The organism is Corynebacterium sp. (assembly GCF_030532715.1).
Lineage (GTDB): Bacteria > Actinomycetota > Actinomycetes > Mycobacteriales > Mycobacteriaceae > Corynebacterium.
On the sequence record NZ_JAUNKO010000007.1, the window covers coordinates 54,944 to 76,583 of the forward strand.

Consider the following 21,640-nt stretch of genomic DNA (forward strand, 5'->3'; position numbering starts at 1 on the left):
ATGACTCGAATTTTGCTTGTGGAAGATGAAGAATCTCTGGCGGAGCCGCTGGCGTTCCTTCTTGGTAAGGAAGGTTTCGACGTGGTGGTTGCCGCCGACGGCGCACAAGCATTGGTTGAGTTTGAAGCCCATGACATTGACATCGTGTTGCTGGATTTGATGCTGCCAGGTATGTCCGGTACCGAGGTGTGCAAGCAGCTCCGCGCTACGTCCAGCGTCCCCGTGATCATGGTGACCGCCCGCGATTCTGAGATCGATAAGGTTGTGGGCTTGGAGTTGGGCGCGGATGATTACGTGACTAAGCCGTACTCCTCGCGAGAGTTGATTGCCCGCATTCGCGCGGTGCTGCGCCGCGGCGGGGATTCGGAGGAGCTGCCTACGCAGGGCGTGTTGCGGGCTGGGCGGGTGTGCATGGACGTTGAGCGACACACCGTCACCGTTGCGGGTACCCCCGTTAACCTCCCCCTGAAAGAGTTTGATCTCTTGGAGTACTTATTGCGAAACGCGGGTCGAGTACTCACTCGTGGGCAACTTATTGATCGGGTGTGGGGCGCGGACTACGTCGGGGATACCAAGACGCTCGATGTGCATGTGAAGCGGTTGCGTTCCAAGATCGAGCAGCAGCCCTCAAATCCGCAACATTTAATTACTGTGCGGGGCTTAGGTTACAAATTTGAAGCCTAGCAAGCCCGGCGCTTTTAAGGTGTGCTTAAGGGCCTCGTGAGTGGTTCTGGGAGGGGGTCTGCGGTCGGGAAAAGCCCACGATGCTGGTTGTGTGCAAGTGATGCATTCAATACTGAATGCAGTTGAAAACTTGCAGGGTACGGGTTGTTTGTGGGGGCAACGGAAGTGATAACCGGGTAGTGATTGCTATATCTTCAGACGGGTTTCTGTGGGGAGTTTTACGTTGCTGCGAGCGGGGTGCCGTGCTTGGGCCTGGCTCTCATTGGAAGCTTGGGCTTGTCATGTCCACAGCTCAGGGCAGTTTTGCTGCATCGCTGCTACTTCTGTTTAGGCGCGGGCAAGAGTTTTGCTAGGTAATGTTTTGGTCAGCCTATTAATAGTCCCGGTATTTATTCTTAATCCTCATTAGGTAGCGCCAAATGTGAACGCCGTATTGTTGGGTGACAACCGTGTAATTACAAACGTTTGAAACGCTTGATCTATTTTTCACTAGATCAAAATCCAGCCCTCAACATTTTGCGCATTTCAAAAATGCCTAGAGGGCAAATGGAGTGAACCTTATGGGTGCTTGAGATTTGCCTGAGTGGCGGGGTGGATGGATAAAATTCCCGCTTGTTTCACCTCGGAACGAGTCTTGCAATGTGCCGCTAACGTCTCGTACGGAGCGTCCCCCATGAGTGCCCGAAGCTCTTGCTCGTGGGACATCCAAACAGGTTGTGCGGCGGTGTGGCAAGCCGGTGCGGTCGTGCAGTACCAATCAAAATCTTCGCCGCCGTTGCCCCAGCCGCGGCGGTCGTATTCGGTGATCGTGGTGCGTAAAATTTCCACCCCGTCAGGGCGGTCCTCATAGGCTTCTAGGCGCCGAAGCGGGAGCTGCCAGCACACCTCCGGCTTCACCACAGTAAGGTCTTCACCTGCGGAAACGGCCCATTGATGGAGTGCGCATCCGGGGCCGGTAGTCCAGCCGGGACGGTTGGCAAAGATGCATGCGCCGTCGACGAGCGTGGTCTTGAGGGCTGGTTGCGGATTACCGTCATCGTCGTCTAATTCGTCCCACTCTAACCACGGCTCGAGGATGTCCCAATCTTCGGCGTCGGCTGGACGGTGTTGCCAGAAGTGTGCCGGCATTCGCGCCACGGCGTCGGCAAGCTGTTCGCGGTCTTCCTCGTCGCAAATGAATGCACCGTGGATGCAGCACCCCACAGTATGATTAGAAGCATCGATGCCTTGGCAAGTTGTGCCAAATCCACAACTCCAATGGGATTCTAGCCATGTCAAATCGCACATGAAAATATGCAATGGGTCCTCGGGATTGGTAAATTCAAACCAGTCGCGTGGAAAGTCCGGCGCTAATTCCGCGCCTGAACGAATTGAGGCAGCAGCAGGAGAGGTTGAAGGAAAACCAAGATTAATTGAGCGTTGATTCACACTTGGTAACGGTAGACCGTCTACCCTTAGTCGTGTGAGATTAGGTGTATTGGATGTGGGCAGTAACACGGTTCACCTGGTGGCTGTGGATGCCCGCCAAGGCGGACACCCGACTCCTATGAGTGATTGGAAGACGAGCCTGCGGCTGGTTGAACACCTCGACGGGGACGGAGCCATTGATGAGAAAGGAAGGAAGAAGCTGATCAAGGCCGTAGCGGAAGCGAAGGATCTTGCCGAGACGCTCGGTTGTGGGGACCTCATGCCCTTTGCCACGTCTGCGATCCGGTCTGCTGTCAATAGTGAAGCGATCCTAGACTCGGTTGCGTCGGACACCGGGGTTCGCCTGGAGGTGCTCTCAGGCAAAGACGAAGCCCGGCTTACATTCCTTGCGGTCCGTCGGTGGTACGGCTGGTCCGCAGGCCGCATCACCAACCTCGATATTGGTGGTGGATCACTTGAGCTTTCCACAGGTACCGATGAGGAACCTGACGCCGCTTTCTCACTTGACCTTGGAGCGGGGCGGTTGACACACCAGTGGTTTGACACTGATCCGCCGGAACGCAAAAAGGTTAATATTCTTCGTGATTACATCGACGCCGAGCTAGTTGAACCGGCGCGGGTGATCCGCGCCTGCGGTGTGAGCGATCTCGCCGTGGGTACTTCGAAAACTTTCCGTACGCTTGCCAGGCTCACGGGTGCCGCGCCTTCATCCGCGGGCCCGCGCGTAACCCGTACGCTGACGGCGCCGGGGTTACGCCAGCTCATTGCTTTTATTTCCCGTATGACTGCCGCTGATCGCGCTGAACTTGAGGGTGTGAGCACTGATCGTTCACATCAGATTGTCGCAGGCGCGCTGGTAGCGGAAGCAGCTATGCGGGCATTAGGTTTGGAACAACTACAAATTTGTCCTTGGGCATTGCGTGAAGGCGTTATCCTGCGCCGTATCGACAAGGGATTGGACTAGGAATCATGAGTGAAAAGCAACTCACCGTCGCTGAATTGATGGAGCGCGCCGCTAAGGAAGGGCGCGTTGAGGCTCCACGCCGCCGTCGCCGCAGCTTGGAGGAGGGTGGCGTCTCCGTTGCGGAGTTGACTGGCTCGATCCCTGTCGTTAAGGCGGTGCCGTCTGATTCTCGCCATAGCGCCGAGCCTATCGACGCCCCGTTCCAACCACGCAGGCCCTCATCCCCGCCGAAGGACGAGGACGCAACGCCGAAGAAGGCCGCTCCGCCAACTGAACCGGAGCCTTCGAGTGCGGTGGATGACACGCCGCCATGGCTCTCCGAGGCAGCATCCGCTGGGGACGCTCCGAGCGGTTCGTTCGCTGCGGTGGTCGATCCGCCCGCGCCGTCGGAACCCGCTTCTTCGGAGCTGGACGATACCCCGCCGTGGTTAGTGGAAAGCGCAACTCAGGAGCCCGAGCCTTCCTCTGAGTCTTCCTTCGCGCGCGAAGATGACGACGTCCCGCCTTGGCTCACGTCCGAAACCGGCGCTGCCGCTGGCGGGAGCGTTACGGAAGACGACGACGAAGTACCACCGTGGTTGGCCACAGCGAACGATGTTGCTGCGCGTTCCGAGGAAGAAGACGTGCCGCCGTGGCTGGTGGAGGCCACCACTCCGGCAGCGAAGCCAGAGCCGGAAGAAGTGCCGCCGTGGATTATTTCCGAAACGGAGGAAGAGGAATCCGCTCAGGCCGATGAGGTGCCGCCGTGGATTATCACCGAGGAAGAAGAAGCCGCTTCGGATGACACCCCGCCGTGGCTGATGCCAGCCGAGGAAGAATCCGACGCGCAGCCGCAATACCAATATCAAGAGCAGCAACCGGTCGAATCTGAGTACGAGGACACCCCGCCGTGGTTGCAGCCGGAGGCGGAGCCGCAAGGCCAGGAAACCCACCCCGCAGAGGCGGCGGCCTCGTCTACGCCGAGCACGGATGAGACCATGGTGATCAGCGTGGTCAATGAAAACGACCCCGTGCGCTTGACCACCGGTGCATTCGAAGCGATCACCCCAGAGCAGGCGCAAGCGCAAGCCGCGGCGCGTCAACCTGGTCCGCAGGCGCAGGAAACCACGCAAATGCCGGTGGTGCCGGATGCCGAGCCGCCAGCCGCCGAGGATGCTGGCGAGATCCACCGTCCCGACTTGGCCGCAGTCATCCCGATGGGTGGTCAGCTGTCCGCGGGACAGGGGGCAGCGGCGGCGTCGAAAAGCCGTGAGCGGCGGAACGGTCGCGCGGCAACCGCTGCGCCGACAGGTCCCATTCCAGGGCCCGCGCCGACCACCGCCGAAACTCAGGTACAGCCGGTGGTGGACACGCCAATCCCCGACCCGGAGGCACCCGCCGCGCCGCGCCCGCTGCCGGTGAAGCGCGAGCCTGGGCGGAAACCCGCTCAGAAGGAGGGCAAGGTCTCGCTGCTTGCGATCATCGGCATGACGCTGCTGGCGGTGATTATTGGCGTGGCGTTGTTCCTTGGCTTTGAAATGCTGTGGCGCAGCCTGGCTAAGTGGATTGTCGCATTGCTCGCCCTCGCCGTCACCGGCGGCATCGTAGGTGTCGTGCACGCGTTGCGTACCGAGCGTGATTTCCTTTCCATGGGTCTCGCCGGTTTGGCTGGGTTAGCAATGACATTCGGCCCGATGGCGGTGGCCGGGTTGTAGGAGGCGCCGGGGCGCTGGATGGGCGCCGGGTTGGGAAAAGCTTGTGCGCCGCCGGGCGCAACGTGGCATGGTAGACATCATGACCAGAATTGCAGTGATAGGCGGCGGTAAAATCGGTGAGGCCTTGATAGCGGGCCTGATTGCGGGCGGTGAGCCGCCGAAGACTATTGCGGTAACGAACCCGGACCCAGACCGGGGCCACGAGCTGGCGGAAACCTACGGCGTGTTGGACTTTACCAATAACGCCCAAGCGGCGGATGGCGCGGAGTTCGTATTTTTGTGCGTCAAGCCCAAGGTGGTGCTACCGGTGCTTGCGGAGCTTGCCGACGTCGTGGACGGCAACGAGATGGACACCACCATCGTCTCCATGGCGGGGGGGATTACGTTGCGCGCGTTGGAGGACGCGGTACCGGTGGGCACGTCGGTGGTGCGAGTGATGCCGAATACTCCGATGTTGGTGGGGCATGGTGTGAGTGCGCTCGTTGCGGGCCGTTTTGCCACCGAAGAGAAGCTTGAACAGGTGCGCGAACTATTGCGTACCGTTGGCTCGGTTGTGGACGTTTCAGAGTCCGAAATGGACGCCGTGACTGCGCTGTCCGGTTCGTCGCCTGCATATGCGTTTTTGATTGCCGAAGCCCTCATTGATGCTGGCGTAGCGCTCGGCCTGAATCGAACCTTGGCGCGAGAGCTGACGGTGGGTTCGTTGCATGGTGCCGCCGCCATGCTCAAGGAGACGGACCGTGATCCTTCCGGCCTACGTGCGGACGTGTGTTCGCCCGGCGGGACGACCATTGCGGCGATTCGGAAGTTGGAGGAAGCGGGGCTGCGGACTGCGTTTTACGACGCCGCGGAGGCCTGCGCTCGCCGTTCGAAGGAGCTTGGCGCGGAGGACGGCACCGAGGGTAATTAATTGGTTTACCCACTTATACTTAGTGGGTAAACACGATCAATCCGCCCCGAAAGGGGCTGAAATACGGGGGAATCAAGTGATGGTTGAGACTTTTGTGCAGAATTCGTGTAACCAGCGGGTTTGCTGTGAAGCATGGTGCGCTTGATAACTTTTGTGACGACGCTAGTCGCAATAGTCACAAGTTTCACGGTAGGCTGATTTCAGCACGCGCGTGACCAGTTGTTCTGCAGGAGGGGAAGCCTGCAGCACGCGCAAGCTGAAGGGTTGAATGAATATGGCACATGAAGATAACGGAACGTTTTTGACTGTCGCTGAGGTCGCGGAGATTATGCGCGTCTCAAAGATGACGGTGTACCGTCTGGTTCACTCCGGTGAACTCCCCGCCGTGCGGGTAGGTCGTTCGTTCCGGGTACATGAGAACGCGGTCAACGAGTACCTAGACTCCTCTTACTACAACGTGGGCTGACGTAGGGCTGATCCTCTTTTGTTCCACAGTGGGGCCAACTGTAAGATTGTGGACATTCGTGTCAGCGCCGAGGCGGCGTGAAAACCACCTCGTGCCGAGCCGCGTGTGCACTATGGCGTCCGCTGGCAGGTCAGTACGTACATCACCGATTGTGAAGTGAGGGACACCCCATGGGTTCTGTCATCAAAAAGCGCCGCAAGCGCATGTCTAAGAAAAAGCACCGCAAATTGCTTCGCCGCACCCGCGTTCAACGCCGGAAACTCGGTAAGTAAAAACATCGCCCTAGGAACCTCCCAGGGCGAGTTTTTTATGCGCATGTTGGGGCTGGCCGGGGTGGGGTGAGTGAAGCCGAAATCGGGCGGACAACCTCCGTTGCTATTTTCGGGTTGCTATTTGCGGCGCCCGCGACCGCGCCACCTTCGATAGCTCAGGGATGCGGCGAGAAGGGTCGGTAAACCGTAGGTACGAACTGCTTTGCGGATATTGCGGTAGTCCTGGATGCGCCACCCCCGCCGGGTGGCTTCTCGCCGGAGTTTTGAATCCGGATTGATCGCTACGGCTGTGCCAACCATGGACAGCATGGGGATATCGTTGATGGAGTCCGAATATGCGGTGCAGCGCCCGAGGTCTAGTCCTTCTACCGCGGCAAGGGCGGCGACTGCGTGCCGCTTGCCGGGACCGTGCAGGATGTCGCCCACGAGGCGGCCGGTGAATACCCCGTCTTCGGATTCGGCCACCGTACCGAGCGCACCGGTAAAACCCAGCTTGCGGGCCAAGATTTGCGCGAGTTGCACTGGGGTGGCGGTGACCAGCCAGACTTGTTCGCCCTCAGCGAGGTGCATTTCGGCGAGCTTTCGGGTGCCTGGCCAGATTTTTTCCACCATGCGGTCGTCGACGATTTCCTCGCACAGCGCCACAAGCTCGTCCACCGAACGTCCTTGGATAAATTCCAGGGCTTGTTGACGCCCCTGCGCCACATCGGTGGCGTTTTCGGATCCGGTAATTCGGAACTTTACTTGCTGCCAGGCGATGGGGATGACTTCGCTGGGTTTGAAGTAGCCGCGCCGGGCTAGGCCCATCATGAACACGATGATGGAGGCGCCTTGGATGAGGGTGTTGTCTACGTCAAAAAAGGCGGCGGCGGTGACGCTTTCGCCGTTGCGTTCGGGTGGGCCGCCGGCGGCTTCTTCTGACCCAGAGACTGTTTCGATGCCGGAGGCGAACTCAGCCACGTCGAGATCGAACGCTTCGGCGACGGCCGCGAGGCCAGCTGTGCGTTGTTCTGCCTCGCCCACAGGGGGCAGGGCGTGTTCCTCAAGAAAACGCCGGAGATTGCCGCGGGAGGCGGCTAGGCTTGCTAGGTAATCCTCAGGCGCAGGCTCGAAACCGGGGGTTGTCACGTGGCTGTTCCTCATGTGGCGGGAGTGGGTATCGTCTCCAATCGTAGGCAAGTGGCGTGAGCGTAAGGAAAAACTAGGATGTCTCAACCCCATTCGGTGCAGCTCTTGGTGCGAAAATCGTGTGGTTCGTGTGCGCGGGTGCGCGCCGAAATTGAAGCCCCCGTGGTCGCCACGGGCGCGCTTTTCTCGGTCGCGGATGTTGATGATCACCCCGCGCTGGCGCTGGAGTTTGGGGATAGGGTGCCCGTTGTCCTCGTCGATGATGAAGAGTTTGCTTGTTGGGAAGTAGATTTATCTGAGTTAGTGCAGGCTTTGTTGTAGCTAGACTTACGGCAGGATACGGTTGTAAATCATCCTTTTGGATGATTTTCTTGTTACGAAAGGTGGGCTATGAGCGTGCTTGTGGTCGGGATGTCATACCGATCAGCGCCTGTGGCTGTTCTTGAACAGGTCAGCATGGACGATGCCGCGCGGGCTCGCGTGGCCACCGGCCTTGTTGCTTGCCCTTCGTTGTCTGAGGCAATGATAGTTTCTACCTGCAACCGGATGGAAATATACGCGGTGACCACCAGCTTTAACACCGGTGTGAATGAGGTGGTTGAGGTCCTGCACAACGCCAGCAACGTGGATATTGATGTGCTGCGCAGCCACCTTTACGTGCGGTACGCGGATGCCGCCGCCGAGCACATGCTGGTGGTGGCCGCCGGACTCGATTCCATGGTGGTTGGGGAACAGCAGATTATTGGCCAAGTTCGGTTGGCGTATCAGCAGGCGCGCGAGCACGGCACGGCTGGCCCGTTTTTGCATTCGCTTGCGCAATGTGCCCTGCACACCGGCAAGCGTGTGCACACCGAAACGGATATCGACGACGCAGGTGCCTCCATGGTGTCCTTCGCCTTTGAGGAAGCGGTCGGCCAGCAAGAATTGCACGGTAAGACCGCGATGGTGATTGGCGCGGGCGTGATGGCGTCGTTGGCGGCTACCCATTTGGGTCGGCTGGGCGTGGCAAAGCTAGTCCTGTCCAATCGAACGCGTAGCCGGGCAGAAATCCTCGCTGAGCATTCCCGCGAGGCGAATGTACCTGCGGAAGTTGTGGATTTTGCGCGGCGCGCTGAAGCCCTCCGGGACGTGGATATTGTGGTTTCCGCTACCGGGTCGGATATTTTTACGGTGACCAGCGCTGACATTCCCGCCGGTCGGCCGCTGACGCTGATTGACCTGTCAATGCCCCGTGATATTGAGGATCAGGTCGGCGAGCTGCCGGGTGTGAACCTGGTAAACATTGAACGATTGCACCGCGCTCGGAAGGAAGCGACTATGCATGTGGATGCCCTTGATATCGTGGCCGAGGAGTTGAATGCCTACACGTCGGCGCAGCGGGTCCGCGATGTGGTTCCAGCGGTGGCGGCGCTGCGTAGGCAGGCTTCCGAACTGGTGGATTTGGAGCTGGAACGCCTGAACCAGCGCACCCCCATGATGGGGGAAGAGGAGCGGGCGGAGGTGACGCGGACGGTGCGCCGCGTCGTCGATAAGCTGTTGCATATGCCAACGGTGAAGGTGAAGGAGCTGGCGGCGCGATCCGGAACTGTGTCCTACGAGTCTGCGTTGCAGGAATTGTTCGGCCTGGACACGGAACCCGCGGTGAGGAAAACGCATGCTTAGGATCGGTACTCGCGGAAGTCAGCTGGCCACCACACAGGCGGGGCACGTTCGGGATGCGTTGCGGGCGCGCGGCGTGGAATGCGAACTTACGATCGTGTCTACGCCGGGCGATCGGTCTCAAGCTCCCGTCGAACGCATCGGCGTCGGCGTGTTTACCCAGGAACTACGGGAGGCGATGGCGCGCGGTGATTGTGACATCGCGGTGCACTCGCTGAAGGACCTGCCCACCGCGCCGGATACGCGCTTTTCATTGGTGGTACCTAAGCGCGCCGATTTCCGTGAGGCGCTCATCGCGCGGGACGGTATGCGCTTGGCGGACCTGCCGGAAGGCGCCGCGGTAGGCACCTCCGCGCCCCGCCGAATTTCGCAATTGCGAGCGATGCGCCCCGACCTGGATATCCGCCCCCTGCGTGGGAACATTGATTCGCGTATGGCGCGGGTTGGCGCGGACCTCGATGCGGTGGTGCTCGCCGCTGCTGGCTTGCAACGGATCGGGGTGCTCGATCGCGCCACCGAATTGTTTGATCCGCAGCGTTTTCTGCCCGCCCCGGCGCAGGGTGCGCTGGCGGTGGAAGCCCGCCTTGAGTTTGCTGATGTGATTGCGCCATTGGCGTGCCCGCAGGCGACTTGGGAGGCAACGGTGGAGCGCCGGGTGCTGCGGAGTTTGGAAGCTGGTTGCACCGCGCCGGTGGCCGCGCACGCGAGCGGTACCACGGTGACGGCCGGGGTGTTTGCCATGGACGGTTCTCGGCACATAATAGATTCATTCACTGGTGAAGATCCCGTTGCATTGGGTGAACAAGCGGCAGCGATGTTGTTGGCCCGCGGTGCTGCTGAGCTGTTGCGTTAGATGTGTATTCGCTAACGCCGCGCTGATGTTTTATCGTTGACGTACCACATGGCATGCGCCCACCTTGCGAAGAGGTCCACTTAAAGTTTCCGCAACTGGGCGCGCGTGTGCGTTTATGCAGGTGTTGGTCCACGTATAGAAAAGAACTGTATGAGTTACGTCCCCTCGTCGTCAGGCACTGTCATTTTCGTGGGTGCCGGACCGGGCAACCCGGATTTGTTGACGGTCCGAGCCCGCGACGTGCTGGGTACTACTGCGGTTGCTTATGCGGACCCACAGGTACTCCCCGGCATTCGCAGGATCATCGCAAGTGAGCTCGAAGTACCGGCCGAGCGTATTAAAGCCGCCGAAGCGGAGTATGAAGCTTTGTGCGAGCAGGCGCGGGAGGCTGGCGCTCGCCGTAAACCGCCGCGCCCAGAGGGGCCGACTGCCGCAGAGATTCACGACGTCGCCCCCGACACCGCCCCCGATACCGTCGCCGCCGCGCTGGCGCAGGAGGTGGCCCAAGGGCATGATGTGATCCGCCTGGTCGCGGGCAATCCGCTGAACAACGAGCGTATCCTGCGGGAAATCAACGCCGTGGGCGAGGCAGGTCTGGAGTTTCAGGTGGTTCCTGGCATGTCCGTGCCCGCCACCGTGCCGGTTTTCGCCGGCATTGCGCTCGGGTCCACGTACACGGAAACCCGCGTCACCGAAGACTTGGATTGGGCCCAACTTGCTACGGCTCCCCAGCCGATCGTGTTGCAGGCCGTGGCGGAAGATTTACCCACGATTTCCACTGAGCTTAAAGCCCGTGGCTTGTCCACCAGCCTGCCGGTGTCGGTGACGGTCAACGGTACGACTCGCCTGCAACGCACCTATGACACCACGTTGGGCACCCTGGGGAAATTGCATGGTGATATGCCCGGCACGCTGGTGGTTACCTTGGGCAAGGGGGTGGATGAGCGCACGAAGTATTCGTGGTGGGAAAACCGTGCTCTGTATGGCTGGCGTGTTTTGGTGCCACGCGCGAAGGAGCAGGCGGGCCCGATGAGTACCCGCTTGGCCGCCCACGGAGCGATTCCCCAGGAAGTGCCCACCATTTCGGTGGAGCCGCCGCGCAACCCCACACAGATGGAGCGCGCGGTCAAGGGCATCGTGGAGGGACGCTACCAATGGGTGGCGCTCACCAGTGCGAATGCGGTGAATGCGTTGTGGGAGAAAATTACGGAGTTCGGCCTGGACGCCCGTGCGTTCGCCGGGGTGCGTATCGCCGCGGTGGGGGAGAAGACCGCCGCCGCCATCCGCGAGTTGGGTATTACTCCGGAATTGTTGCCGGAGCGGACGCAGCAAAATGCGCGGGGCTTGGTGGCGGTGTTCCCAGAGTTTGACCCGGAATTGGATCCGGTGAGCCGGGTGCTGTTGCCGCGCGCGGATATTGCCACGGATGTGCTCGTGGAGGGGTTGACGCACTTGGGCTGGGAGGTTGATGATGTCACCGCGTACCGCACGGTGCGCGCCGCCCCGCCGAGCGCCGATGTGCGCGACATGATTAAGTCCGGCGGTTTTGACGCGGTGTGTTTCACCTCGGCTTCCACGGTAAAAAACTTGGTTGGTATTGCGGGCAAACCGCACCAACGTACGATAATCGCGTGCATTGGCCCGATGGCCGCCGCCGCTGCGCGTGAGGCTGGGTTGCGCGTGGATGTGCAACCCGAGGTGGCCAGTGTCCCAGCGCTTGTCGACGCCCTCGCCGCCCACGTGGCGGGTCTCCGCGCGGCGGGTCAGCTCCCGCCGCCACGGAAGAAGCGTCGGAAAAGGAGTATGTAGATGATCCGCCGTCCTCGTCGCTTGCGTAACTACCAGGCGATGCGTGAACTTGTGGCAGAAACGAATCTGTCTCCCACGGATTTGATTTTGCCGATGTTTGTTGCGGAGGGTATTACCCGGCCGCGGGAAATCCCGTCCATGCCGGGGGTGTATCAGCACAACTTTGATTCGTTGAAGCAGGTCGCCTATGAAGCGTTGGACGCGGGTGTTCGCTGTGTTGACTTGTTTGGTGTGCCGCGGGTGAAGGACGCGGTCGGCTCCGGCGCCTGGGACGAAAAAGGAATTTTGAACCGGGGTATCGCGGCGTTGCGCGAGGAGTTCGGCAACGACCTGATGATCATGGCGGACACGTGCTTGGACGAGTTCACCGATCACGGCCATTGTGGCGTGGTGGATACCGATAATTTTGGCACCCAGGTGGTGGATAACGATGCCACCTTGAGCTACTACCAACAAATGGCGGTGGCACAGGCTACGGCGGGTGCGCACATTGTGAGCCCGTCGGGCATGATGGATGGCCAGGTGCTGGCCATCCGCAACGCGTTGGATACCGCAGGGTTTACAGAAGTGGCTATTACGGCGTATTCAGCGAAATATGCGTCTGCCTTTTTCGGTCCGTTCCGGGACGCGGTGGGGTCCTCCCTCACCGGGGATCGCCGCACGTACCAGCAGGATCCCGCGAATTTCAAGGAGTCCCTGCTGGAGGTGGAACTGGATATTGAACAGGGCGCTGATTTCGTCATGGTCAAGCCGGCGTTGCCGTACTTGGATGTGCTGTCCGCGGTGGCTGATCGGGTCACTGTTCCGGTAGCTGCGTACCAGGTCTCCGGTGAGTACGCCATGATTGTGGCCGCCGGCCAACAGGGCTGGATCGACCGCGACGCGGCGATGATGGAATCTGTGCTGAGTATTAAACGTGCTGGCGCGGACCAGATTCTCACGTATTTCGCCACTGATATCGCCCGCAAACTTTAGGGGAACTATGGCTGCCGAAAAGCCCGAATCTATTCTTTTGGCGTCACATTTGTGGCTGTGGGTAGTTGGGTTGGAGATTGTCCATCAGGTGTTGTCGGCGGTGCAGGTGGCGTTGGCGCCGGAGCTTTTGGTGCGGCAGATGCGGGAATACGCCGCAGATTCACAGATGCCGCTGACCCAGGACACGATATCCGTGCTGGTGTACGCCTCGGTTGCTTCGGTGGCAGTGTTCGCCATTGCGATCATGGGGGTGGTGTTGTGGATGGCGCTTGTGTTGAGTCGCGGTGGTTCGTTTGCGGCGTTTGCTCGCCGTGCGTTGTTGTTCTTCGGGGTGTATTTGGGTGTGCGGCTGATCACGGTGTTTGTGCCGCCGGAAACCACGGCGCATGTGGCGTGGGTGATTGTGGATGGCTGCGTGCAAATCGGGGTGAGCGTGTTGGCGATTCTTGCGGTATATCTGATTACACGAAAGGAATCCCTTCACTGGACTGGGGAAAGCCATGGTTGATACCCAAGAGCTTCATGAGTCCGCACGCCGCGCCGAGTTAGCCATCCAGGAGGCGAAGGCTGCCGCGGTTCGCGCCGGGTTGAGCGGCAACTATGTGAGCCCAAAGGGGCCGCTCACGGCGTTTGCGTTTGAGCTGGAGGGCTTGGAGTCCGTGCTGCACGTGCGGGAAATTGAGCAATCCTTGCGCGACATCGAGGGTATCCAGGTCACGATCATTTACCCTTCGAAAACCGCGTGGGTTTCCGCCCCGGATTCGTTGCAGCCAAGCGAAATCATCGCGGTGTTCGCGGAGCATGGGGTGCGCGCGGAGTTGACGCAGTCTTCTCTGCATCGCCGTGCCCAGCGGCTGGAGGTGCGCCGCACCCAGAAGTATCGCCACAGCGAACCGGAGCGGGAGGAGACCCGGACGCGGACCCGTGAGGATGACACGGATGTGTTGTTCACGGCCCGCAGCCTGATTACCCGCACGCGGTTGATTGTAAGTTTGGTGTTGGCGCTGCCGGTGCTGCTGCTGAGCTTTTTCGCCAGCTTGCAATTCGATTATTGGCAGTGGCTGTGTTTGTTTTTGTCCACGCCGGTGGTGACGTGGGGCGCGTGGCCGTTTCACCGTGCCATGGCAGCGGGTTTGCGCCGTGGGTTGTCGGCGCTTGATTCGGCGAGCTCGGTGGCCATTTCGGCGGCGTATATTTGGTCGGCGATTATGTTGGTGTGGACGCCGGCGGGCAATATTGGCTACCACGCCACCAGCCAGTGGTTCGTGTCTAAGCGCGATGTGATTGGTAACGGGGAGATTTTCTTCGACGTGGCCTGCGGTATTACCGTGTTGCTGTTGCTTGGCCGGGTGCTGGGCAGGCGTACGCAGGCCAGCCTTCTCGACGTCACGAAGCTAGGCCACCTCGCGGACGTTACGGTGGTGCGCAAGGACCCGCGCACGGGCAAGCCGATGAAGAAGATTATTCCGGTGCATGAGATCCGCGTCGGCGATGACATCATCGTGCCCACCAACGGTGTGATCCCTTCGGATGGTCAGGTGGTGGGTGGCGCCGCCGAGGTGCAAAGCGGCATTATTGGCAGCGGCATTACCAAGGTGAAGGTGCATTCCCAGGTGTACGCGGGCAGCGTGAACCGGGGTGGCCCGTTGAAAATCCGAGTGCAGCGGACGGGTTCCCGCACGCGGCATGCTGCGGTGCGGCGGTGGGTGTTGGAATCGTCGCGCTATCAGAATCGTTCGGCCCAATTGGCTACGCGCAGCGCGTCGCTGCTGGTGCCGTGGGCGTTGACGGCGGCGTGCGCGAACTTCGGCTTGTGGTGGCTGATCGGTGGTAACCTCAGCGCCGCTTTTGCTACGTCGTTGGCTATTTTGGCGTGCGTGGCGCCCGTGGCATTGGCGCTGTCCACGCCGTTGGCAATGCGCCACGGATTGGAGTCCGCCGCGCGGCAGGGAATTTTGATTCGCAGCATGGAAAAACTCCGCGATATTGACGGCATCACCACTATTATTTTTAACCGGCTGGGCACGTTATCCCAGGGTGAGATGAAAGTGGAGACCGTCACCGCCGCCATGGGGGAGAACCCAGAGTTGGTGTTGCGCGTGGCGGGCGCGTTGGCGATCGAGAGTGACCACCCGTCGTCGCGGGCATTGGTGCGTGCGGCCCGCGAGGCTCGCGACGCCGGCACCGGCGGCGACATTCCCCATTGGATTGAGGTAACCCACCTGACCATGTCGGAGGATGGCAGTTTCAGCGGTATGGTGGAAATTCCTGCGGGCAATGAGTTGCGCACCTGCACCGCTACGCTGTGGCGGCCGCGGGAGTTGTCGGATTTGAATGGTCGTCTGGCGAATGCCGCAGTGACGGGCGGCACTCCGCTGGTGGTGAGTTGGCGCGGCCGGCCTCGCGGCGTCATCACGCTGCTGGACAAGGTGAAAGACGACGCCGTCAACGCCATCGCCGAGCTGGAGGGCATGGGCGTGGAAACGGTGATGCTCACCCGCGATACGTACCCGGTGGCGCGCAGGTTCGCAGACAATCTGGGTATTTCGCGCGTGTTGGCGGGTATTGGTCCAGCCCGCAAGGAGGCGACCGTGCGCAGCGTGCACGCCCGCGGTGCCACGGTGGCCTTGATTGGGGATTCCACGGTGCTCTCCAGTTTGCGGGTTGCGGATGTGGGCGTGCTGGTGGGTGCGGACACGTTGGACTTCCCGGAGGCGGACGTGGTGTTACTGCGGGAGGACGTGTCCGGCGTGGTGGACATGCTCAAGATCGCCCGTAAGGTTTCGGCGTTGGCGGATCAGAATATTGTGCTGTCGTGGGCGTACAACGGGGTTGCCATGGTGTTGTCTGCGGCGGGCTTGGTGCACCCGATGGCGGCGACCATGATGATGATTGGATCGTCGTTGTTAATCGAATACCGTTCCAACCGCGCACGCCACGCCTAGGCATCCAACTTTAGTTTGAGCTGGTCACCCTCCTAATGGTTGGAAGATAGGGTGGACTTGCTTTGCCGTGCCTTAGAAAATGCGGCATGATTTACCGCATGACCAGCGCATCTCAAAGTTCTCGCCGTAGCTTGACCGACGCCCCGCTATTGGACGCCGCCGCTGGGCGTACCCCATCCCGCACACCTGTGTGGTTTATGCGGCAAGCTGGGAGATCGCTGCCGGAATACCGGCGGGTGCGCGAAGGCATCCCCATGCTGGATTCTTGCTTGATGCCGGAGCTGGTCGCGGAGATCACCATGCAACCGGTCCGCCGGCACGACGTGGATGCCGCCATCCTGTTTTCGGATATTGTGGTCCCCTTAAAAGTCGCTGGCGTGGACCTTGATATTGTGCCGGGCCGCGGCCCCGTGGTGGCCAACCCTATTCGCTCCCTCGCAGACGTGGAAAACCTGCCGATCCTGGAATCGGAGGTGACGCAAGTAGCGGAAGCCATCGGGCTCATCCTTGGCGAGCTCACCTCCCAGCAGGCACTCATCGGTTTCGCCGGCGCCCCGTTTACGCTAGCGAGCTACCTCATTGAGGGCGGCCCCAGCAAAAACCACGAAGTGACCAAGGCGATGATGCATGCGGAGCCGCAGGCTTGGCACCGACTCATGGAGCGCCTTGTGCCCACCATTGTGCGCTTCCTGCGCGTGCAGATCGACGCGGGCATCGACGCGCTGCAATTGTTCGATTCCTGGGCGGGCTTCCTCAGCGAGCGGGATTACCGGGAGCTCGTGTTGCCGTACTCCACCGAAATCTTTGCGGCGGTGAGCGACGTGCCGCGTATTCACTTCGGCGTGGGCACCGGGGAGCTATTGGGTGCGATGAGCCAGGCCGGGTCGGAGGTAATGGGCGTGGATTGGCGCGTGCCGTTGGATAGCGCGGCGTCGAGAATTGCGGAGTATTCGGGGCCGAAGGTGCTGCAGGGCAACCTTGACCCAGCGGTGTTGTTTGCGGGAAGCGCTGTGATCGCCCGAGAAGTGAGTCGCATTCGGCGCGAGGCGGAGGACGCGATTGCGGCGGGCGATGCGCGAGGGCATATCTTTAACCTGGGCCACGGGGTTCTTCCGCACACAGATCCGCAGGCCATTACGGACGCCGTGTCCGTCATTCATTCTTCTTAATGCGAGGAGCTACCCATGCGATATGCCATCATCGGCGCAGGTTTGGCCGGGCTGGTCGCCGCCTACGAGATTCGTGCCCAAGACCCCGAGGCCGTCATCGATGTGTTTGAGGCTACGGACCGCATTGGCGGAAAGTTGCGCACCGTGGCGTTTGAGGATGGCCCCACCGACATGGGCGCCGAGGCGTTTCTGGCGGTGCGCAAAGATGCCGTGGACTTTTTCGCCGGGTTGGGCTTGGCGGAGCACATTCGGCAGCCTTCGGGGTTGACGTCGCTGATTTACGCGGGCGGGCAGCTGCACCCCATGCCGCACGCCACGGTGATGGGCGTGCCGGCCTCCGCAGCCGCCGTGGGCGACCTCGTGAGCGCAGACACGAAGGCGCGTATCGACGCCGAGCCCACCACCGACCCCATCGACTGGCAGGTCGGCGGGGATACCAGCCTTGGGGAGTTGGTGACCAGCCGTTACGGCCAGGAAGTCACCGATCGCCTTGTGTCCGCCCTCCTGGGTGGCGTGTATTCCTGCCTCGCCGACGATTTGGGTGTGCGGGCCACGGTGCCCCACTTGGCGCAAGCCTTGGATGCGTTGGCTACCGCCGGGGAGCCGGTGACGCTGTCGGCGGCGGTGGGCAAGCTGTTGGCGGCCCGCCCGAAGCCTAGTGGCAAGGCAGTGTTCGGCGCGTTCGACGGTGGGTACGCGCAATTGTACGAAGCGCTCGCGGAGCAATCCGGTGCCGCGATCCATATTGACGCGTTCGTATCATCGCTCAAGACCTACTTGCAGGACTATGACCGCATCTTGGTAGCCACCCCCGCCCCCACGGCTGCGGTGCTGTTGCAGGAGGTCGCGCCGGCGGCGGCGACAGCCGCGAAGCAGGTGGAGCTGGCCAGCTCGGTGGTGGTGGGCCTGAAGTTCGATTCCGACGCCGGCTTGCCGGAAAACTCCGGGGTGCTGGTGGCGGCGGACGCCACCGACGTGCGGGCGAAGGCGTTTACGTTTTCCTCCCGCAAGTGGCCCCACCTCGGCGCGCGCGGCGGGGCGTTGGTGCGAGTATCCTTCGGTAGGTTCGGGGACACCTCCATGCTGCAGGTTGCAGAGGACGAACTCGTGGATACCGCCTTGGACGACCTGTACACCGTTACGGGTTTCGACGGTCGCGCCGCCGGCCTTTCCGAAATATACGTGCAACCCTGGTACGGTGGCCTGCCGCGCTATGACGAGCGCCATGGTGACATCGTGGCCGAGGTGCGTGCCGCGATTGCAACGGTGCCGAACGTGGAGGTGGCGGGCGCCTGGGTGGATGGTGTTGGGGTACCCAACGTCATCGCCGGCGCCCGAGCCGCCGCTCGCCGCCTCGCAGAATCCGCTACCTAGAATGAGACCCATGATTGCTTTCCCCACCTCCGCACATACCCACCAATCCGCCGAAGTGTTCAATCGGGCGCGGGCCGTCACCCCGGGCGGCGTAAATTCGCCGGTTCGTGCTTTCGGCTCCGTGGGCGGCCAAGCCCGGGTTATCGCCCGCGCTGAAGGCAGCCGATTGTTCGACGTTGACGGCAACGAGTACGTAGACCTATTTTGCTCGTGGGGGCCGATGCTCATGGGCAACGCGCACCCCGAAATCGTGGCGGCGGTTCGCGACGCCGCGTCGCGCGGCCTGTCCTACGGTGCCCCCACCGAAGCCGAGGTGGAATTGGCGGAGCTGGTGGTGCAGCGCACCAGTGTGGAAGAGGTTCGCCTAGTGAACTCCGGAACGGAGGCGACCATGTCCGCCGTGCGCCTCGCCCGCGGGTTCACGGGACGACCAAAGATCGTGAAGTTTGCCGGCTGCTACCACGGGCATGTGGATTCGTTGCTGGTCAGTGCGGGTTCCGGGGTGGCTACCTATGCGCTGCCGGATTCTCCGGGGATCACTGGTGCCACAGCGCAGGACACCATCGTGGTGCCCTACAACGATTTGGATGCGGTGCGTGCCGTGTTCGCCGAACACCCGGATTCCATTGCCGCGATTATTACCGAGGCGGCCGCCGGCAACATGGGCACGGTGGCCCCGGTGCCCGGTTTTAATGCCGCGCTCAAGGAAATCGCACACGCGCACGGCGCGCTGTTGATCCTCGATGAGGTGATGACGGGTTTCCGTACCTCCATTAACGGGTGGTTCGGTATTGACGGTGTTGCCGGGGACCTCACCACCTTTGGCAAAGTGATTTCCGGTGGGCTGCCGGCGGCGGCGTTTGGCGGGCGGCGCGACATCATGGAGCATCTTGCCCCGCAGGGACCGGTGTACCAGGCGGGCACGCTGTCCGGTAACCCGGTGGCGGTGGCGGCAGGGCTGGCCTCGTTGCGGTTGGCAACTCCCGAGGTGTACGCCGCCGTGGACCGGCATGCGGATACGCTTTCGGATTTGGTGAGCGCGGCGTTGACAAAGGTTGGGGTGGCGCACCACATTCAGCGCGCGGCGAATATGCTTTCGGTGCGTTTCGCGGAGGGCGAGGGGCGCAACTTTGCGGACATGCAGGCGGCGGAAACCTTCCGTTTCGCCCCGTTCTTCCATAGCCTGTTGGATAACGGTGTGTTCGTATCCCCCTCGGTATTCGAAACCTGGTTCGTTTCGAGCGCGCTCACGGATAGTGACTTTGAACGCATCGAAGCCGCTCTCGTTCCCGCCGCCAAAGCCGCCGCAAAGGAGCAATAAATGGTCCGTACAATCGTTCATTTGGTGCGCCACGGCGAGGTGTATAACCCGGAGAAGATTCTCTACGGACGAATCCCCGGTTACCACCTTTCCGCGCGCGGGCGCTCCCAGGCCGCCGCTACCGCCCGCTCGTTCGATGGTCACGATGTCGCCTACCTCGCGTCTTCCCCGCTACAGCGGACCCAGGAAACCGCCGAACCTTTCAGCGAAATCACCGGTTTAGAGGTACAGCTTGACCCGGATCTCCTCGAAGCCGGAAACCAATTCGAGGGCCTGCGCGTGCGGGGAGTGCGCTCCCAATTGTGGAACCCCAAATACTGGCCGCTGATGCTGGACCCCACGAAACCGAGTTGGGGTGAATCCTATGAGGAAATCCGCCGCCGCGTCATGGTGGCCGTCAAGCGCGCCCGCTTGCAAGCGGAAGGCCGTGAGGCGATTCTGATTACCCACCAGCTGCCCATCGTGTGTGTGCAACGCCACGTGCGCGGGCAATCTTTAGCGCACAATCCGGGCGCGCGGCAGTGCGAACTGGCTAGCGTGAGCTCCGTGGTGTTCAACGGCACGAATATCGAGCGGTTGATCTATTCGGAACCCGCACGGAGGGTCGAATGAGAATCGCAGCAGCTATTGCCGCCGCCGCGCTTTCCCTCGCCGGTTGCAGCGCCGACCAAACCGCAGGCCAGGACGCGGTGGCCATCGGGGGCACGTGGACCTTTGTGTCCCCCGGTGGGAAAACGGAAATCACCTACCCACCTGAGGAGCGCAAACCCATCGCGCAATTCTCCGGGGAAAGCCTTGCGGACCCAGGCAACACTATCAAGCTGGAAGATTTCTCAGGCAAGGTCGTGGTAATCAACGCTTGGGGCCAGTGGTGCGCGCCGTGCCGCAGCGAATCCGACGATCTGCAGGAAGTCCATGAAGCCCTCGGCGACGACGGCACTGTACTGGGCATTAATGTCCGCGACTTCAACGCGGATGCCGCCCGCGATTTTGTCAACGACAATGGCATTACGTACCCCAGTTTGTACGACCCGCCGTTTAAGACCGCGGCGGCGATGGGTGGCGTGCCCGCCTCGGTGATCCCCACCACCATTGTGTTGGACAAACAGCACCGTCCGGCCGCGGTGTTCCTGCGGGAGGTTACCGCCAAGGACCTGCTGGAAGTGACCAAACCGTTGGTGGAGGAGCAATAGTGGCGGAGTACTTCGCCCAACTCGCAAGCAGCGGCCCGTTATTGTTCGGGCTGGGTGCCGCCATGCTCGCCGGCGTGGTGTCCTTTGCTAGTCCCTGCGTGATTCCGCTGGTGCCGGGCTACATGTCTTACTTGGCGAGCGTTGTCGGCGCCTCCGTGGATTTCGACGGCGCGCGCATGCGGGTTACCAGGAAGCGCCGCGTCGTCGGCGCCGCGCTGCTATTCGTCACTGGGTTTACCGTGGTGTTCGTGCTCGCCACCGCAACGGTATTCGGGGCGATTCGCGCGTTGACCATGAACGCGGACATCCTGCAACGCGTGGGTGGGGTCATTACGATCCTTATGGGCCTCGTATTCCTCGGCGCCATCCCCCTGCTGCAAACCGAACGTAGGTTCCGCCCCCGCTTGGTCACTACCTGGCTGGGCGCCCCGCTGCTCGGCGGGGTGTTTGCCCTCGGTTGGACGCCGTGCCTCGGCCCAACACTCGCCGCGATTATCTCCATTTCCGCAGGTACACAGGGGGTGACCGCGGCCCGTGGGGTGGCGCTGATCGTGGCGTATTGCTTGGGGTTGGGCATTCCGTTCGTGTTGGCGGCTGTGGGTTCCGCGGGGGCGATGGGTACGGTGGGGTGGCTGGCGCGTCATTCCCGCACGCTGCAACGCATCGGCGGGGTCGCACTCATTTGCGTCGGCATCGCGTTGACCACGGGGCAGTGGGCCGTATTTATTTCGTGGGTACGCCAATGGACCCTCGAATACGGCGCCACACCAATTTAGGAGGAAAGTGTGCGATACAT

General features: G+C 61.3%; 20 protein-coding genes and 1 pseudogene. 19 read left to right on the plus strand and 2 right to left on the minus strand.

Going from position 1 to position 21,640, the window contains the following annotated elements; all coding sequences use genetic code 11:
• Positions 1 to 684, plus strand: a complete 684-nt coding sequence (locus Q4D83_RS11260) for a response regulator transcription factor (RefSeq protein ID WP_303175407.1) — start codon at positions 1 to 3, stop codon at positions 682 to 684.
• Positions 685 to 1,242: 558 nt separating this feature from the next.
• Here the strand turns inward: Q4D83_RS11260 and Q4D83_RS11265 are convergent.
• On the minus strand, positions 1,243 to 2,112 hold the full coding sequence (locus Q4D83_RS11265; RefSeq protein WP_303175408.1) for a hypothetical protein: 870 nt from the start codon (positions 2,110 to 2,112) through the stop codon (positions 1,243 to 1,245).
• Positions 2,113 to 2,146: 34 nt separating this feature from the next.
• Here Q4D83_RS11265 and Q4D83_RS11270 point away from each other — a divergent pair, with 34 nt between their 5' ends.
• From Q4D83_RS11270 to Q4D83_RS11290, 5 genes and pseudogenes are all read left to right on the plus strand, one after another.
• On the plus strand, positions 2,147 to 3,076 hold the full coding sequence (locus Q4D83_RS11270; protein WP_303175409.1) for a Ppx/GppA phosphatase family protein: 930 nt from the start codon (positions 2,147 to 2,149) through the stop codon (positions 3,074 to 3,076).
• Between the two features lie 1,433 nt (positions 3,077 to 4,509).
• Positions 4,510 to 4,770: pseudogene (locus Q4D83_RS12080) on the plus strand (hypothetical protein); the annotation flags it as partial.
• A 79-nt stretch (positions 4,771 to 4,849) separates the two neighbouring features.
• On the plus strand, positions 4,850 to 5,680 hold the full coding sequence (gene proC / locus Q4D83_RS11280; protein ID WP_303175411.1) for a pyrroline-5-carboxylate reductase: 831 nt from the start codon (positions 4,850 to 4,852) through the stop codon (positions 5,678 to 5,680).
• Positions 5,681 to 5,954: 274 nt separating this feature from the next.
• The gene (locus tag Q4D83_RS11285; RefSeq protein ID WP_027012585.1) at positions 5,955 to 6,146 is read left to right on the plus strand and encodes a helix-turn-helix domain-containing protein; all 192 of its coding nucleotides are present in this window, start codon (positions 5,955 to 5,957) and stop codon (positions 6,144 to 6,146) included.
• A gap of 170 nt (positions 6,147 to 6,316) precedes the next feature.
• Entirely contained in the window at positions 6,317 to 6,418 is a 102-nt protein-coding gene (locus Q4D83_RS11290) for an AURKAIP1/COX24 domain-containing protein (protein WP_003402602.1), read from the plus strand.
• A 117-nt stretch (positions 6,419 to 6,535) separates the two neighbouring features.
• Here Q4D83_RS11290 and Q4D83_RS11295 read toward each other — a convergent pair whose 3' ends face one another.
• Positions 6,536 to 7,561: an HAD-IB family hydrolase gene (locus Q4D83_RS11295; RefSeq protein ID WP_303175473.1), complete on the minus strand. Its 1,026-nt coding sequence runs from the start codon at positions 7,559 to 7,561 to the stop codon at positions 6,536 to 6,538.
• Positions 7,562 to 7,624: 63 nt separating this feature from the next.
• On the opposite strand from Q4D83_RS11295, the gene Q4D83_RS11300 reads away from it, so the two are divergent.
• The 13 genes from Q4D83_RS11300 to Q4D83_RS11360 all read left to right on the plus strand — a co-directional run bounded on the left by Q4D83_RS11300 (position 7,625) and on the right by Q4D83_RS11360 (position 21,620).
• Positions 7,625 to 7,867, plus strand: a complete 243-nt coding sequence (locus Q4D83_RS11300) for a glutaredoxin family protein (RefSeq protein WP_303175412.1) — start codon at positions 7,625 to 7,627, stop codon at positions 7,865 to 7,867.
• Between the two features lie 69 nt (positions 7,868 to 7,936).
• Positions 7,937 to 9,208: a glutamyl-tRNA reductase gene (locus tag Q4D83_RS11305; RefSeq protein ID WP_303175413.1), complete on the plus strand. Its 1,272-nt coding sequence runs from the start codon at positions 7,937 to 7,939 to the stop codon at positions 9,206 to 9,208.
• Positions 9,201 to 10,058 carry a hydroxymethylbilane synthase gene (gene hemC, locus Q4D83_RS11310; RefSeq protein ID WP_303175414.1) on the plus strand — a complete coding sequence of 286 codons (858 nt, stop codon included), beginning with the start codon at positions 9,201 to 9,203 and terminating at the stop codon, positions 10,056 to 10,058. Before Q4D83_RS11305 ends, hemC begins: the two co-directional genes overlap by 8 nt.
• Before the next feature lie 150 nt (positions 10,059 to 10,208).
• Positions 10,209 to 11,867 carry a uroporphyrinogen-III synthase gene (locus Q4D83_RS11315; RefSeq protein WP_303175415.1) on the plus strand — a complete coding sequence of 553 codons (1,659 nt, stop codon included), beginning with the start codon at positions 10,209 to 10,211 and terminating at the stop codon, positions 11,865 to 11,867.
• A complete protein-coding gene (gene hemB / locus Q4D83_RS11320; protein ID WP_303175416.1) occupies positions 11,868 to 12,842 on the plus strand; it encodes a porphobilinogen synthase in 975 nt (324 codons plus the stop codon).
• A gap of 7 nt (positions 12,843 to 12,849) precedes the next feature.
• A complete protein-coding gene (locus Q4D83_RS11325; RefSeq protein WP_303175417.1) occupies positions 12,850 to 13,350 on the plus strand; it encodes a hypothetical protein in 501 nt (166 codons plus the stop codon).
• Positions 13,343 to 15,787, plus strand: a complete 2,445-nt coding sequence (locus Q4D83_RS11330; RefSeq protein ID WP_303175418.1) for a cation-translocating P-type ATPase — start codon at positions 13,343 to 13,345, stop codon at positions 15,785 to 15,787. The genes Q4D83_RS11325 and Q4D83_RS11330 overlap by 8 nt, the downstream gene beginning before the upstream one ends.
• Positions 15,788 to 15,885: 98 nt before the next feature.
• On the plus strand, positions 15,886 to 16,956 hold the full coding sequence (hemE, locus tag Q4D83_RS11335; RefSeq protein ID WP_303175419.1) for a uroporphyrinogen decarboxylase: 1,071 nt from the start codon (positions 15,886 to 15,888) through the stop codon (positions 16,954 to 16,956).
• Positions 16,957 to 16,971: 15 nt separating this feature from the next.
• Complete coding sequence (locus tag Q4D83_RS11340; RefSeq protein WP_303175420.1) at positions 16,972 to 18,330, plus strand: protoporphyrinogen oxidase; 1,359 nt, start codon at positions 16,972 to 16,974, stop codon at positions 18,328 to 18,330.
• Between the two features lie 10 nt (positions 18,331 to 18,340).
• A complete protein-coding gene (gene hemL / locus Q4D83_RS11345; protein ID WP_303175421.1) occupies positions 18,341 to 19,651 on the plus strand; it encodes a glutamate-1-semialdehyde 2,1-aminomutase in 1,311 nt (436 codons plus the stop codon).
• A complete protein-coding gene (locus Q4D83_RS11350) occupies positions 19,652 to 20,263 on the plus strand; it encodes a histidine phosphatase family protein (RefSeq protein WP_303175422.1) in 612 nt (203 codons plus the stop codon). It abuts the gene before it with no gap.
• Positions 20,260 to 20,844, plus strand: coding sequence for a TlpA disulfide reductase family protein (locus Q4D83_RS11355; protein WP_303175423.1), 585 nt, complete (start codon positions 20,260 to 20,262; stop codon positions 20,842 to 20,844). Before Q4D83_RS11350 ends, Q4D83_RS11355 begins: the two co-directional genes overlap by 4 nt.
• A complete protein-coding gene (locus tag Q4D83_RS11360; protein ID WP_303175474.1) occupies positions 20,841 to 21,620 on the plus strand; it encodes a cytochrome c biogenesis CcdA family protein in 780 nt (259 codons plus the stop codon). The genes Q4D83_RS11355 and Q4D83_RS11360 overlap by 4 nt, the downstream gene beginning before the upstream one ends.
• Positions 21,621 to 21,640 lie beyond the last annotated feature (20 nt).